The sequence below is a fragment of the Streptomyces sp. NPDC005962 genome, from assembly GCF_040629205.1.
In the GTDB taxonomy this organism is placed as follows: Bacteria; Actinomycetota; Actinomycetes; order Streptomycetales; family Streptomycetaceae; genus Streptomyces.
The window spans coordinates 99,306-113,434 of record NZ_JBEXVE010000009.1; the positions used below are offsets into that span (position 1 = coordinate 99,306).

Annotated in this window: 11 protein-coding genes; 2 read left to right on the forward strand and 9 right to left on the reverse strand. The window is 72.6% G+C overall.

Annotation, left to right across the window (positions count from 1 at the left end; all coding sequences use genetic code 11):
• The first annotated feature begins 431 nt into the window (after positions 1–431).
• Entirely contained in the window at positions 432–1,088 is a 657-nt protein-coding gene (locus tag ABZ370_RS17210; RefSeq protein WP_358621123.1) for a bifunctional DNA primase/polymerase, read from the forward strand.
• Between the two features lie 110 nt (positions 1,089–1,198).
• Here the strand turns inward: ABZ370_RS17210 and ftsY are convergent, their stop codons facing one another.
• The 5 genes from ftsY to ABZ370_RS17235 all read right to left on the reverse strand — a co-directional run bounded on the left by ftsY (position 1,199) and on the right by ABZ370_RS17235 (position 6,153).
• Complete coding sequence (gene ftsY / locus ABZ370_RS17215) at positions 1,199–2,416, reverse strand: signal recognition particle-docking protein FtsY (RefSeq protein WP_358621126.1); 1,218 nt, start codon at positions 2,414–2,416, stop codon at positions 1,199–1,201.
• A gap of 129 nt (positions 2,417–2,545) precedes the next feature.
• Positions 2,546–3,214, reverse strand: a complete 669-nt coding sequence (locus tag ABZ370_RS17220) for a response regulator transcription factor (protein ID WP_358621129.1) — start codon at positions 3,212–3,214, stop codon at positions 2,546–2,548.
• Positions 3,211–5,355, reverse strand: coding sequence for an ATP-binding protein (locus tag ABZ370_RS17225; RefSeq protein ID WP_358621132.1), 2,145 nt, complete (start codon positions 5,353–5,355; stop codon positions 3,211–3,213). The genes ABZ370_RS17220 and ABZ370_RS17225 overlap by 4 nt, the downstream gene beginning before the upstream one ends.
• A 1-nt stretch (position 5,356) precedes the next feature.
• Complete coding sequence (locus ABZ370_RS17230) at positions 5,357–5,632, reverse strand: hypothetical protein (RefSeq protein WP_358621135.1); 276 nt, start codon at positions 5,630–5,632, stop codon at positions 5,357–5,359.
• A 128-nt stretch (positions 5,633–5,760) separates the two neighbouring features.
• Positions 5,761–6,153, reverse strand: a complete 393-nt coding sequence (locus ABZ370_RS17235; RefSeq protein WP_358621138.1) for a hypothetical protein — start codon at positions 6,151–6,153, stop codon at positions 5,761–5,763.
• Positions 6,154–6,424: 271 nt separating this feature from the next.
• On the opposite strand from ABZ370_RS17235, the gene ABZ370_RS17240 reads away from it, so the two are divergent.
• The gene (locus ABZ370_RS17240; protein ID WP_358621140.1) at positions 6,425–7,411 is read left to right on the forward strand and encodes an LLM class flavin-dependent oxidoreductase; all 987 of its coding nucleotides are present in this window, start codon (positions 6,425–6,427) and stop codon (positions 7,409–7,411) included.
• Between the two features lie 42 nt (positions 7,412–7,453).
• Here the strand turns inward: ABZ370_RS17240 and ABZ370_RS17245 are convergent, their stop codons facing one another.
• The 4 genes from ABZ370_RS17245 to ABZ370_RS17260 form a co-directional block, all read right to left on the reverse strand.
• The gene (locus tag ABZ370_RS17245) at positions 7,454–8,872 is read right to left on the reverse strand and encodes a sugar porter family MFS transporter (RefSeq protein WP_358621143.1); all 1,419 of its coding nucleotides are present in this window, start codon (positions 8,870–8,872) and stop codon (positions 7,454–7,456) included.
• Between the two features lie 207 nt (positions 8,873–9,079).
• The gene (locus tag ABZ370_RS17250) at positions 9,080–12,886 is read right to left on the reverse strand and encodes an AAA family ATPase (protein ID WP_358621146.1); all 3,807 of its coding nucleotides are present in this window, start codon (positions 12,884–12,886) and stop codon (positions 9,080–9,082) included.
• A 244-nt stretch (positions 12,887–13,130) separates the two neighbouring features.
• Positions 13,131–13,337 (reverse strand): hypothetical protein, encoded by a 207-nt coding sequence (locus ABZ370_RS17255; RefSeq protein WP_358621148.1) that lies wholly within the window; start codon positions 13,335–13,337, stop codon positions 13,131–13,133.
• A 385-nt stretch (positions 13,338–13,722) separates the two neighbouring features.
• Positions 13,723–14,004: an acylphosphatase gene (locus ABZ370_RS17260; RefSeq protein ID WP_358621151.1), complete on the reverse strand. Its 282-nt coding sequence runs from the start codon at positions 14,002–14,004 to the stop codon at positions 13,723–13,725.
• Positions 14,005–14,129: the final 125 nt, after the last annotated feature.

Here is a 14,129-nt window from a genome sequence, read left to right on the forward strand (position 1 = left end):
TCCCACGAATCTTCCCGGACCGCCACCAGAATGCCTTCTGTCACGGTCAGTTGTCCCCTCGATACGGCGCATCAACCGTCCGCCGCCGGAACCGGCCCTTGCCAGGGGCAAGTACCGGACCGCGACCGGGCATATGCTCGCAATCGGGGATCGTGCACCGAAAGTAATCCTACGATCACGCCCCATGCGAGGTGGATCGGGAAAACGCCACCATTCGCCACCCCTTCGAATGAACCCCATCGCGGATTCACAGGATTCACTTGACAGGGGGCGACCGGAAGAACGCGAAGAGGTGCACAGCGGGGCGCACGCGCCGTTCCGCACCACCGTCTTACACCGCGACACACCGTCTGACGCACCACATCGGCGACGGAGTGTCATGGGTGCGCTCCGGCTCGTAACCATCCAGAGCGCGACCCGTTGGAGGGGGCATGGGCTTCACGATCGGCGGCATCCGGGAGATGCGGTCCGGCTCACGGCGCCGCGGCCGTCCGTCCGAGTCCACCACGGTGGCGGAGTACACCGGGCTGTGGGGCTGGGACGTGGTGCCGGGCGCCCGGGCCACGCGTGGCGGCGCATGCTCCTGCGGTGCGGCCGACTGCCCCGCCCCCGGCGCCCATCCGCTCGGCTTCGCACCCGGCGTGCCCGCGGGCGCCACCCTCGACGCCGCGGCGGCGGCGTGGGAGGAGGTCCCGGGGGCGGCCGTCCTGCTGCCCGTGGGCCGGTCGTTCGACGTCCTGGAGGTGGCCGAGTACGCGGGGCGGCACGCCCTGGTGCGGCTGGAGCGGATGGGTCTGCCGCTCGGCCCGGTGGCCGTCACCCCGCACGGGCGCGCCCAGTTCTTCGTCGAGCCGGGGGCCGCGGCCGAACTCCCCGAGCTGCTCTACCGCATGGGCTGGGACGACGCCGACCTCGATCTGCGCTCGTTAGGAAAGGGCGACCACATCACCGCGCCGCCCTCCGACCTCGGGGGCCGGGGACCGGTGCGCTGGCTGCGCCCGCCGGCCCTCGACACGGCGGGCCGCCCGCCGCACGCCCGGCTGGTGCTGGGCACCCTCGCCTACGCGAGCCACCGCGCCGGGGCCTGACGGCCCCCACGACAGCGGTCTTGCCGAAACGAAACGCCGGACGGGCTCGAATCGTCCGTCGATTCAAGCCCGTCCGGCGATAAGGCAGGTGAGGGAGATGAGGGGCCGGATCAGTCGCCGATCAGCGCGTCGACGAACGCCTCCGGCTCGAAGGGCGCCAGATCGTCCGCGCCCTCGCCCAGTCCGATCAGCTTGACCGGTACGCCCAGCTCGCGCTGGACCGCGACCACGATGCCGCCCTTGGCGGTGCCGTCGAGCTTGGTCAGCACGATGCCGGTGATGTCCACCACCTCGCGGAAGACCCGCGCCTGCACCAGACCGTTCTGGCCGGTGGTGGCGTCGAGCACGAGCAGCACCTCGTCCACCGTGCCGTGCTTCTCCACGACCCGCTTGACCTTGCCCAGCTCGTCCATGAGACCGGTCTTGGTGTGCAGCCGCCCGGCGGTGTCGATGAGGACGACGTCCGCGGACTCGGCGATGCCCTCCTTCACCGCGTCGAAGCCGACCGACGCCGGGTCGCCGCCCTCGGGGCCGCGGACCGTACGGGCGCCGACCCGCTCGCCCCAGGTCTGCAGCTGATCGGCGGCGGCCGCCCGGAAGGTGTCCGCCGCGCCCAGCACGACCGACTTGCCGTCGGCGACCAGGACCCGGGCCAGCTTGCCGGTGGTGGTGGTCTTGCCGGTGCCGTTGACCCCGACGACCAGGACGACGCCCGGCTTCTCCTCGCCGTTCGTCCCCACCCCGCTCTCGGTGTGCACGGTGCGGTCGGCCTCGGTGCCGACGAGGTGCAGCAGCTCCTCGCGGAGCAGCCCGCGCAGCTCCTCGGGGCTGCGGGTGCCGAGCACCTTGACGCGCTCACGCAGCCGCTCGACCAGCTCCTGGGTCGGAGCGACGCCGACGTCGGCGGTCAGCAGCGTGTCCTCGATCTCCTCCCACGTGTCGTCGTCGAGGTGCTCACGGGACAGCAGCGTCAGCAGCCCCTTGCCCAGGGTCGTCTGGGAACGGGACAGCCGGGCGCGCAGCCGGACGAGCCGGCCCGCGGTCGGCTCCGGGACCTCGACCGGCGGGGCCTCCGGCGCGGCGGCCTCCGCGGGCGCGGCCGGTGCCTCGGCGCCGGGCAGGTCCACCTCTTCGATGGTCCTGCGCGGCTCCTCGCGCGGGGTTTCGGCCTCCTCACCGACGTGCGGTTCGGCGGGCGGCGCGGTGACGGACGGGCTGCTCGGCGGTGCGGGGGGCAGTCGCTTCTTCTTGCGGCTGCTGATCACAAGCCCGCTGATCGCGCCGAGCGCGACCACAGCGATGACTACAGCAAGGATGACGAATTCCATAACCCACCCAGTATCAGACACACGGCGGAGGGAGTCATTCGCCTCGTCATTCGTCTCCTTACTCGGCTACCCGCTCGTCCACCCACTCGTCTTCCCGCTCGCCCCTCACTTGTCTTCTCGCTCGCCCCCTCACTCGCCGCCGAGTCCGGCTTCCCGGGCCCGGACGATCGCCTGGGCCCGGTCGTGCACCTGGAGCTTGGCGAAGATCGAACCGACGTGGTTGCGCACGGTCTTGTCCGTGACCACCAGCCGCTGGGCGATCTGCCGGTAGCCGAGCCCACCCGCGAGCAGGTCCAGCACCTCCCGTTCGCGCGCGGTGAGGGTCGGGAACGCCTCCTTGGCCGACGCCGCGCCGGAGGCGCCCAGCAGCGCCCCGAGCCGCTCCGCCATGCGCGGGCTGAAGACGGCGCCGCCGCGCACCACGGTGTGCAGGGCGCGCAGGATCTCGTCCCGGCCCGCGCCCTTGAGGAGATAGCCACGGGCCCCGGCGCGCACGGCGGCCAGCAGGCTGTCGTCGTCCTCGGACATCGTCATGACCATCACCCGCGCCTCCGGGCGGGCGCACAGGATGCGCCGGGTGGCCTCCAGACCGGACCGGCCGGGCAGCCCGAGGTCCATCACCACCAGATCGGGTGCGGCCCGCCCCGCCTCGGCGACCGCCTCGTCCGCGCAGGCCGCCTGGCCGACGACGGTGAAGGCGTCGTCCAGGTTGAGGGCGGCGGCCAGGCCCTCCCGGAAGAGGGGATGGTCGTCGACGAGCAGCACGCGCCACTGCGCGGCGCCCACCGGCGCGGTCACGGGGCCCGGGTCCTCTCCCTGGGCTTGGCCTGGGTGATGAGCGTCGTACAGGACCGGCATCCGGTGTGCTCCAGGTGTTCCTCGGGGTCCTCGTTCTCCCCGGCGCCGGTGAGCGGCAGCACGGCGTGCACCACGGTGCCGGTCGCGGAGCCGGTGACCGAGCAGGAGCCGCCGATCTCCTCGGCCCGCTCCCGGACCGAGGCCAGCCCGATGCCGCGGACCGCGGTCTCGGGCAGTCCGCTGCCATCATCGGTGATCTTGATTTCGAGGGTTTCGAGGGAATCGGGGTCGGTGGCGAGTTCGACCCGGACCTGGCGCGCCCGGGCGTGTCGTACGGCGTTGGTGAGCGACTCGGCCGCGATCCGGTACGCCGCGGTCTCGACGCCCGGCGACAGCGGGGGCAGCACGGCGGGGCGGCTGGCCACGCTCACCCGCAGCCCGTCCACGCCCAGCCGCCGCGCCAGGTCCCGCACCGCACCGGCGAGACCGCGCTCGGCGAGGGCGGCCGGGGCGAGCCCGGCGGTGATGCGGCGCACCTCGACCAGGGCGTCGGCGAGCGTCTCGGCGGCCTCGCAGAGCTGGACGCGGGCGGGGTGGCCGGGCGGACAGGTGGTCTGGGCGATGTCCAGGCGCAGCCGCACGGCGGCGAGTTGGGGGCCGAGGCCGTCGTGGATCTCCCGGCGCAGCCGCCGCCGCTCCTGTTCGCGGGCGAGCACCAGCCGCTCGCGGGCGGCCTGGGCCTCCTCGGCCAGCCGCAGCGCGGCGAGCGCCGGGGCGGCCTGGTCGGCGAGCAGGGACAGCAGCCCGCTGTCGCGCTCGGCGGGGGTGCCGGAGCCGTCCCGGGAGACGTCGAGCCGTCCGACGGTGCGGCCGTGGTAGCGCAGCGGGTAGGTCTGGACGCGGCCGGTGAGCGGTGCCCCGGCGTCGGCCAGCATGCGGGGTCCGGCGCGGGTGTCGACGCTGACGGCCGCGCCGGAGACGCCGAGGTCCTCGACGGCGCTGCGGCAGATCTGCTGGGGCACTTCGCCCGGGTGCGGGGCCTGTTGGAGGCGTACGGCCAGGGCACTGACGGCTTCGTGCGGCCGGGCCCGGGGCCCGTAGAAGGCGCGCTCGACGCGGAGGGTGAGCCAGCGGGCGGACGGCCGCAGGGCCCAGCCCAGCAGCAGGGCGCCGCCGACGGCGGTGGCGGTCGTCCCATGGCGCATGGAGGGGAGCCCGGCCCGCACGGCGACGACGGCGCAGACGACGACGGCGGCGAGCGAGGTGAGGACGAAGGCGCGGGCGAGCCGGTGGCTGGTGGAGCGGTCGAGCCGCCAGATCCCGGTGCGGGCGACGCCCAGGCAGATGGCGGCCGCCCAGACCGCGCTGCCGAGGGTGCGGGCGGCGATGGTGGGCATGCCCTCGCCCCACTCCGACAGCAGGAGGGAGACGCAGGCCGGGTAGGCGGCGGCCAGCAGGGCCCAGTCGCGCCGCTCGGCGCCACCGGTGACGGCGGCGCGGCAGCACAGGGCGGCCGTGACGGCGACCGCCACGCTGCGCAGCACCCAGGGTTCGGCCTCGGCGTAGGTGTCGAGGTGGTCGAAGGCCCATTGGCCGCCCGCGGTGTGGAAGGCGGGGTTGCTGACCGCGCCGACCCGCGGCTCGCTGACCAGCCACAGCGCGGCGTATCCGAGCCAGTAGGCGGAGGCGGCGGCGCTCATGGCCCACCACTGCCAGCGCCGCTTGGCGCCGCGGGGGAAGAGCCACAGCGGCAGCAGCAGGACGGTCAGCGGCCGGCAGACCATCCCGGCCACCGCGAGCAGCAGGGACACGGCGGCGCCGACCGGTCCGAGACCGGCGGGTCCCAGCAGGTCGGCGACGGCCGAGGGCAGCAGCCACAGGGCGCCCGCCACCAGCAGCACTCCGCCGTAGCGCCGGGCGGACCGCTCGGCGAGCAGCAGGACGCCGACGCCGAGCACCGGGACGCCCACGGCCACCGAGGTCAGGACCGCGGTGCCGCGCAGGCGGGTGGAGGACAGGGCGAGCCACTGGTCGTTGATCCGCAGCAGACCGGCGAGCCAGCCCGCCAGCACCACGACGAACAGCGCGGAGACCCCGCCCGCGGCCTGCACGGCACGGTCTTTCGGAAGGGCGTGCCGCATATCAGCCGACGGTCGGCCCGGTGAGGCGTGCGCCGCCCCGGACCCACAGCGTGACGTAGCTGGCGCTGCGGCCGGGGCGGCATTTGTACTCGTCCCACTTGCTTCTCTCCACCCCGGACTGCCCCGCTTTCCGGCAGGCGCCCTGGGTGTCGAAGTGTCCTTCCTCCCGCCACCCCGCACCTCCGGACGCGGTGGCGGGGGAGGCACTGGCGGTCCACATGACGGTTCCCGCGAGCAGGCCGAGCGCGGTGGTCGCGCGGATTCGGGAAAGTCTCATCTTCAACCTCCTGTACTCGCCCGAGCCTTACCCCGCAGCACGGCACTGAAGTGCGCGGACACCATGGCCCACCCGAACCGGTGACCCGCCCGCACCCGCGTTCCGGTGGCGCGTTCACCCTTTCCGGTTCACCACACCTGGAAGAGGACGGCGACGGCGATCGACTCGGCCTCGTCGTAGGGGATTCCGAACCGCATCAGGGCGAGCATGACGGGCTGCGCCGCCCAGATGTCCAGCGTGTCCAGGTAGTTGGCGAGCCGGTGGGCGTAGCGGCGGACCATGGCGGTCTCGCGCGGGGTGAGCCGGCCGAGCACCTTGGCGAGGAGGTCGCCGCCGTGGCGCAGCGCGGTGACCATCAGCCGCTGGCGGATGCGCTGTGCCTCGGCGGGGGTGAGTCCACCGGCGAAGAGCGCCTCCTTCGCGGCCTCCAGTTCCCGGGTGTCGCCCGCGCCGCGCCGGACCCGGCCGACCAGGTCGTCGATGTCGGATGTGGTGATGAGCGTTTCCCCCGTGGTGATCATGCGCCCCTCCTCAGGTGGCTGTGCGGTTCCGGGCCCGGCTCGCCGGGCCCAGGATGAGCTTCGCCCGCCCCGCGTCCCAGGCGCATGAGTCATCCGTCCCGGGCCTGCCCGGTGCCTCACGGTGGTAGCGATTTGACGCTCCGTCAGCTACGGTCCGGTGGCCCGCGCGACGCCGCTCACGCGCGTTCACGTCCGCTCGCACTCGTTCACGCCTGCCCACATCCGCTCACGTCCGTTCGAGCCGCCCCGCGACGAAGGAGGACCCTCCGCCATGGCCGTCACGGTCGTACGCCTCAACCTCGTCGATCCCGCCGCCACTCCGCGCTCGCTGGCCGAGCGGTACCGCGCCGCCGTCGACATGGCCGCCTACGCCGACGAACGGGGCATCTCCACCGTCCAGACCGAGGAGCACCACGGGGCCGCGAACGGCTGGCTACCCGCGCCGCTGGCCTTCGCGGGCGCGGTGCTCGGCGCCACCCGCCGGATCACGGTGACCGTCTCCGCGCTGATCACACCGCTGTACGACCCGCTGCGGCTGGCCGAGGACATCGCGGTGCTCGACCTGGTGAGCGGCGGCCGCCTGGTCACGGTGGCCGGGATCGGCTACCGGTCCGAGGAGTACGCGGCGCTCGGCAAGGACTGGCAGGGGCGCGGCGCGCTCCAGGACGAGGCGCTGGAGACGCTGCTCGCGGCGTGGACGGGCGAGCCGTTCGCGTACCGGGGCCGCACCGTGCGGGTCACCCCGCGCCCGTACTCCCAGCCGCATCCGCTGCTGCTGGTCGGCGGCAGCTCCCGGGCCGCGGCCCGCCGCGCGGCCCGGCTGGGCCTGCCGTTCTTCCCGAGCGCCCATCTCCCGGAGCTGGAGGGGTACTACCACGCGCGGCGGATGGAGTACGGCACGGACGGCTGGTGTCTGATGCCCCCGGCGGTCACCCCGCTGCTGCATGTCGCCGAGGACCCGGACCGGGCCTGGGCGCTGTACGGGACGCATCTGCTGCACGAGGCGCGCACCTACGCGTCGTGGCAGTCGGGCACGGTGCGCTCGGCGGTCCGCTCGCACGCGGCGGACGCCGGGGCGCTGCGCCGCGAGGGCGTCTACCGGATCGTCACGCCCGAGGAGTGCGTGGAGTACGCGCGGCAGGGTGGCGAGCAGGCGAGCCTGGTGCTGCATCCGCTGTGCGGCGGGATGCCGGTCGAGGAGGGCTGGCGGGGCTTGCGGCTGTTCGCGGAACGAGTGCTGCCCCGCCTCAAGGAGTGAGGCGGGGCAGTTCTCTTCGAGTGAGGAGTGGGCGGCGGGGGGTTAGCCCATCTCCTCCAACGCCTTGCCCTTGGTCTCCGGCACCCACTTGAGGATGAACGGGATCGAGAGCACGGCGAAGACCGTGTACAGGATGTAGGTCACGGACAGGTTCCACTCCGACAGGCTCGGGAAGCTGGCCGTGATGGCCCAGTTGGCGATCCACTGGGCGGAGGCGGCGACGCCCAGGGCGGCGGCGCGAATCCTGTTCGGGAACATCTCGCCGAGCAGCACCCAGACCACCACGCCCCAGGAGAGCGCGAAGAAGAGCACGAAGGCGTGGGCCGCGACCAGCGCCACGACGCCCTGGGAGTGCGGAAGCTTGCCGTCCACCAGGTCCGCGGAGAAGGCCCAGGCCACCAGCGCGAGCGAGAACGCCATACCGATGGAACCGATGAGCGCGAGCGGCTTACGGCCGATCTTGTCGACGAAGACCATCGCGATCACGGTGCCGAGGATGTTGATGATCGACGTGGTGAAGGAGTAGAAGAACGAGCTGCTCGGGTCGACGCCGACGGACTGCCACAGCGTCGAGGAGTAGTAGAACGCCACGTTGATGCCGACGAGCTGCTGGAAGACCGACAGCCCGACACCGATCCAGACGACCGGCAGCAGCCCGAACCGGCCGCCGAGCAGGTCCTTGAAGGTCGACTTGTGCTCGCTGCGCATCGCCTGCTCGATCTCGTCGACCCGGACGTCCAGGTCGACGGTCCTGCCCTCGACCTCCGCCAGGACCTCCTTGGCGCGGTCGTTCCGGCCGACGGAGATCAGGAAGCGGGGCGACTCGGGGATGGCGAAGGACAGCAGCCCGTACAGGACGGCCGGGACGACCATCACGCCGAGCATCCACTGCCAGGCCTCGATACCGGCGATCTTGCCGCGCTGGTCGCCGTCGGCGAGGTTGAGGATGCCGTAGTTGACGAGCTGAGAGATGGCGATGCCGATGACGATCGCGGCCTGCTGGAAGGAGGCGAGCCGGCCGCGGTACGCGGGCGGGGCGACCTCGGCGATGTAGGCCGGGCCGATCACGGACGCCATGCCGATGCCGATGCCGCCGAGCACCCGCCACATGGCCAGGTCCCACAGGGCGAAGGGCAGGGCCGAGCCGACCGCGCTGACGGTGAACAGCACGGCGGCGATCTGCATGACGCGGATGCGGCCGATCCGGTCGGCTATCCGGCCCGCCGTGGCCGCGCCGATCGCCGAACCGATCAGGGCGATGGCGACGACCTGGGCGAGGGCCGCGGACCCGATGTCGTACCGGCCGCGGATTGCTTCGACCGCTCCATTGATCACCGAGCTGTCGTAGCCGAAGAGAAAGCCGCCCATCGCGGCGGCTGCGGTGATGAAGATGACATGGCCGAGATGGTCCGGCTTGGCCTTACGGCCTTCGGACCCCTGCGCCTGCGCGGTGGTGGTCAACGTGAACTCCTGTGGCCCGTCCGGCAACGCTGCCGGACGTGGGGGGGGCAGACCCTTCCGGTGGAGGCGGAGCCGCGTGGGGTCGGCCACCACTTAAAGGTAAAAGCGACGTTGCAGAGACTATTCCTTCAAGTTTCGAAGTCAATAGGAGGAGACCAAGAAGTTACGCTGCACCCTTTGCGCCATTGACTTCAAGTATTGAAGCGGTCACCGCAGGCGTTGACTAATGACCTTCGACACTCCGTCACCCTGCATCGAGACGCCGTACAGCGCGTCCGCGACCTCCATCGTCCGCTTCTGGTGAGTGATCACGATCAGCTGGGACGACTCCTGCAGCTCCTCCATGAGCCGGATCAGCCGCTGCAGATTGGTGTCGTCGAGCGCGGCCTCGACCTCGTCCATCACATAGAACGGACTCGGCCGCGCCTTGAAAATCGACACCAGCAGCGCCACGGCCGTCAGCGAGCGCTCCCCGCCGGACAGCAGCGACAGCCTCTTGACCTTCTTGCCCGGCGGCCGCGCCTCCACGTCCACGCCCGTGGTCAGCATGTTGTCCGGGTCGGTGAGCACCAGCCGCCCCTCCCCGCCCGGGAAGAGCCGGGAGAAGACCCCCTCGAACTCGCGCGCGGTGTCCCGGTACGCCTCCGTGAACACCTGCTCGACCCGCTCGTCGACCTCCTTGACCACCTGGAGGAGATCCGCCCGCGTCTTCTTCAGGTCCTCCAGCTGCTCGCTCAGGAACTGATGCCGCTCCTCCAGCGCCGCGAATTCCTCCAGCGCCAGCGGATTGACCTTGCCGAGCTGCTGATACGCCCGCTCGGCGGCCTTCAGCCGCTTCTCCTGCTGCGCCCGGACGTACCGCACCGGCTGGTTGCGCGGATGCTCGGGGTCTTCCGGAAGCTCCTCGCCCTCCGCGGGCGGCGACGGCGGTACGAGCTGATCGGGGCCGTACTCGGCGATCAGCCCGGACGGCTCCACGCCCAGCTCCTCCAGCGCCTTCGACTCCAGCTGCTCGATCCGCATCCGCTTCTCGGCGCCCAGCACCTCGCCCCGGTGCACCGAGTCGGTCAGCTTGTCCAGCTCGCCCTTGAGGTCACGGCCCCGGTTGCGCGCCGTCTCCAGCTCGCGTTCGCGCTCGGCCTTGGCGCGCTCGGCGGCGTCCCGCTCCTCGGCGGCCCGTACGAGCGACACCTCCACGTGCTCCAGCAGCTGCCGGGTCCCCGCCGCCACCGCCGACGCCACCTGTGCCTCGTGGCGCAGCCGGGCGCGCCGCTGCTCGGCGCGCGCCCGCGCCTCGCGCTCGGCGCGCGCGCCCCGGTCGAGCGCGTCGGCCCGCCCCGCGAGCCCCTTCACACGCTCCTCATGCGTACGGGCCTGGAGCCGCGCCTCCATCTCGGTCTGCCGCGCGTTGGCGCCGTCCGCGGCGAGCCGGTCCCGTACGGAGGTGTCCGGCTCCTCCTCACCCGGCTGCTCCTCGGCCACCGCCAGCCGCTCGGCCAGCTCCTCGGCCTCCCCGGTCGCCTTCTCCAGCGCCTCCTCGGCCCGGGCGGCGGCCGCGGCCGACCGCTCCGCCTCCCCCGCCGCGCCCCGCGCCTGCCCGGACAACCGGCCCAGCGACTGCGCGACCTGCGACTTCTCCCTGTCGGCCGCACTGCGCCGGGCCGCCAGCTCCTCCACCAGCGCCCCGCACGCGGTACGCCGCTCCCCCGCCGCGCGCTGCACCCCGGCCAGCTCCTGGCACCGTACGGCCAGCTCCTCCAGCTCCGCCGCCGCCTCGTCGACGGACGCCTGCACCTCCAGCAGACTGGGCGCCCCGGCGGACCCGCCCTGCGCGAAGTGCGCCCCGAGCAGATCGCCGTCGGCGGTCACCGCCGTCAACTCCGGGTGCGCCCGGACGACTTCCTCGGCCTCTTCCAGCGTCCCGACCACCACGAAGCCGTCGAGCAACCGCCGCACGGCCCCCACCAGCCCGGCAGGCCCCTCCACCAGCCCCGCCACCCACGGCATCCCGCCCCCGGCAGGCTGCGGCACCGGTACGGATACGTCCCGCTGGGCCGCGCCGTCGCCCGCAGTGCGCACCCCCGGTGACAGGCCTCCCCCAGCGGTGGAGAGGGCGGCCGCGTGACCAGCCCGCTCACCGGCATCGGCGGACGCCCGCGTGCCCGGCACGGCGGCAGCGCCGGGGGACGGGGCCGCCGGTGCGGCGCTCGGTCCCGTGGCCGGGGCACCCGGTGTGCCGACGGCACCAGAACCGCTGGCATCGTCCGTGGCGGGTGTCCGGGTGGGCGGGATCGCGGGGGCGCCCAGGAGCAGGGTGGCGCGGCCCGCGTCGTCGGTGCGGAGGAGGCGGATCGCCTCGGCGGCGGCCGTGGGGTCGGTGACAGCGATCGCGTCGGCGGCGGCGCCCAGGGCCGCGGCGACCGGGACCTCGAAGCCGGGGCTGACGGTCAGCAGTTCGGCGGCCGGGCCGAGGAGGCCGGTGAGGCGGTCGGCCGCGGCCATCAGCGCGCCGGTGCCGTCCTTGCGGCGCAGGCCGAGCGCCAGGGCGTCGTGCCGGGCGGCGGTCGCGGCGCGGTCGCGTTCGGCGGCGGTGGCGGCCTCGCGGGCCGCGCTCAGCGCGGTCTCCGCCCCGGACAGCTCCTGCTTGGCGGCCTCGTGGCGTTCCGCCAGTTCCGCGTCGTCCGCGTCCAGTCCGTCGACCTCGGCCTTGAGCTGTTCGTACTCCTCCTGCGCGGCGGTGGCCCGGTCCTGGGCCTCGTCGCGGGCGGCGGCCAGGCGTTCGATCTCGGCGCGGGCCGAAGCGGCGCGGCCGCGGGCGGCGTTGACCTGGCCCTGGAGCCGGGCGAGCCCTTCGCGGCGGTCGGCGATGGCGCGGGCCACGTCCTTCAGCCGGCGCTCCTCCTGCGCCAGGCTCCGTTCGAGTTCCGCGCGGTGCTCGACGGTGTCGTCCAGGGCGCGGCTCGCCGCCTCCAGGGCGGCTTCCAGCTCGGCTTCCTGTTCCCGGACGCGGGCCGCCTCGCGTTCCATGTCCTCGGGGTCGCGGCCGCGCCGCTCCTCGGCGGGGGTGGTGGTCGCGCTCTTGACCCGGGCGTCGGCCAGGCTGATCGTGCCGCGCACCCGCTCGGCGAGCTGGGACAGCTCGTACCAGGTCTGCTGGGCGTCGCGCAGCCGCGGTGCGAGCTGCCGTACGTGTTCCTCGAGGGCGGCCTCGCGCTGCTGGGCGGTGCGCAGCTCGGCCTCGGTGGTCTCCTTGCGCTTCTTCAGCTCGGCCTCGTCGGCGACCTCGGCGCGCAGCGCCTCGCGCAGGGTGACCAGGTCGTCGGCGAGCAGCCGCAGCCTGGCGTCGCGCAGGTCGGCCTGGATGACGGCGGCCCGGCGGGCGACCGCGGCCTGCCGCCCGAGGGGTTTGAGCTGCCGCCGCAGCTCGTCGGTGAGGTCCTGGACCCTGGCCAGATTGGCCTGCATCGCGTCCAGCTTCCGCAGCGCCTTCTCCTTGCGCCTGCGGTGCTTGAGGACGCCCGCGGCCTCCTCGATGAAGGCCCGGCGGCCGGTCGGATCGGCGTGCAGGACGCCGTCGAGCTGGCCCTGGCCGACGATGACGTGCATCTCGCGGCCGATGCCGGAGTCGGACAGCAGCTCCTGGATGTCCAGCAGACGGCAGGTGTCGCCGTTGAGCTGGTACTCGCTGCCGCCGTTGCGGAACATGATCCGCGTGATGGTGACTTCGGCGTAGTCGATGGGCAGCGCGCCATCGGTGTTGTCGATGGTCAGGGAGACCTCGGCGCGGCCGAGCGGGGGACGGCCGGTGGTCCCGGCGAAGATGACGTCCTCCATCTTGCCGCCGCGCAGCGACTTGGCGCCCTGTTCGCCCATGACCCAGGAGAGTGCGTCCACGACATTGGACTTGCCCGACCCGTTGGGGCCGACGACGCAGGTGATACCCGGCTCGAAGCGGAGCGTCGTGGCGGAGGCGAAGGACTTGAAACCCCGCAGGGTCAGGCTCTTCAGGTGCACGCCGTTGGACTCTACCTTCCGGGCCTCCTCCGGCAGCCTCGCGAAGGCGTGGCGCCGCGGACCGTCCCGGCTTTTCCCGCTTTCCTCAATGATCGGTAATGATCGGTTTCACCGACGAGGGGGTGGGGCACATCAAGCGGTAAGGGAAAACCGAAAACGTGGGGGAACGACGAAGGGACGCCGAGGCGTCCCTTGAAGATTCTCAAGCGGCTGACGGTTCAGCCCGACCGGCCCGAGGGCTGGGTCAGGCGAGCGCAGGCTCCGCCTGGGGTACGTCGATGCTGTCGAGCAGCGAGTCGCCGTGACGAGCGGCGGCGGACAGCGAGTCGTTCTCGGCCTGAATCCGAACCAGCTCGGATTCAAGATCCTGAACGCGCTGCTGAAGCCGTCGCATCTCGGCGAGGACTCGGGGGTCGGAGCCGCCGACGTAACCGAGAAGCGCCTTTGCCATGATGGATGGTCCTCCACACTGAGTGACCGACCGAAGCGGTGTGGGTCGTGAGGGATTCGCACCCGCGATGTCTGCCGATATTGCCGTGCTGAGGTGGCGGACAAGCTAAGGTGCGCGGGGACTTCCAGAGTCTCACCAATTGGTTTGAGGGTCAACACGATCACATGCCGCCGGGCACCGCGAGGGCCGAGAGCACATCGGGGCGCGAGCTGCGCCGCCGCTCTCCAGAGGACCCGTAGCGGTTGGGGATCTTCCTACGCTCCGCAGCCTTCCACGGAGCGGCGCCATTCGCAACCATCAGCCGATTTCTGCTCACAGCGCGCACGGAAGGCGTGGTCAGCGGGGTGCCGGAAGAGGGCCGAACGGGGGTCACGCGGGGGCTCGCTCAGCGGATCTCGAAGCTGTCGTAACCGCCGCGCGGTGTGTCCCAGATCTCGGTGACACCGTCGACCCGCCCGGGCGTGTCGCCCTCCCGCAACCAGTCGAGCAGCTGTTCGCAGCCCGCACGCGGGCCCTCCGCGACCACCTGTACGCGGCCGTCGGCGAGGTTGGAGACAAAACCGGCGAGGCCTCCGACGCGCAGCGCGTTGGCCCGGGTGAACCACCGGAAGCCGACGCCCTGGACACGGCCGCGGACCCACGCGGTGAGGCGCACGTTGTCGTTCATGTGTGCACGTTAACGGGCTAATTGGCGCCTCGGCACATTCATCTCCTGCCGCATGGCGTACAGTCCCGGCTCAGCGAGACTCACTCACACGAGTGACACATGAGTTGCCCACACGAGCCACACAT

Excerpts from the sequence above, each read along its gene's own strand:
- ABZ370_RS17235 (WP_358621138.1), bottom strand. The coding sequence starts at position 6,153 with ATGATCACCACGGGGGAAACGCTCATCACCACATCCGACATCGACGAC.
- ABZ370_RS17240 (WP_358621140.1), top strand. The coding sequence starts at position 6,425 with ATGGCCGTCACGGTCGTACGCCTCAACCTCGTCGATCCCGCCGCCACT.
- ABZ370_RS17230 (WP_358621135.1), bottom strand. The coding sequence starts at position 5,632 with ATGAGACTTTCCCGAATCCGCGCGACCACCGCGCTCGGCCTGCTCGCG.
- ABZ370_RS17255 (WP_358621148.1), bottom strand. The coding sequence starts at position 13,337 with ATGGCAAAGGCGCTTCTCGGTTACGTCGGCGGCTCCGACCCCCGAGTC.
- ABZ370_RS17210 (WP_358621123.1), top strand. The coding sequence starts at position 432 with ATGGGCTTCACGATCGGCGGCATCCGGGAGATGCGGTCCGGCTCACGG.
- ABZ370_RS17260 (WP_358621151.1), bottom strand. The coding sequence starts at position 14,004 with ATGAACGACAACGTGCGCCTCACCGCGTGGGTCCGCGGCCGTGTCCAG.
- ftsY (WP_358621126.1), bottom strand. The coding sequence starts at position 2,416 with ATGGAATTCGTCATCCTTGCTGTAGTCATCGCTGTGGTCGCGCTCGGC.
- ABZ370_RS17225 (WP_358621132.1), bottom strand. The coding sequence starts at position 5,355 with ATGCGGCACGCCCTTCCGAAAGACCGTGCCGTGCAGGCCGCGGGCGGG.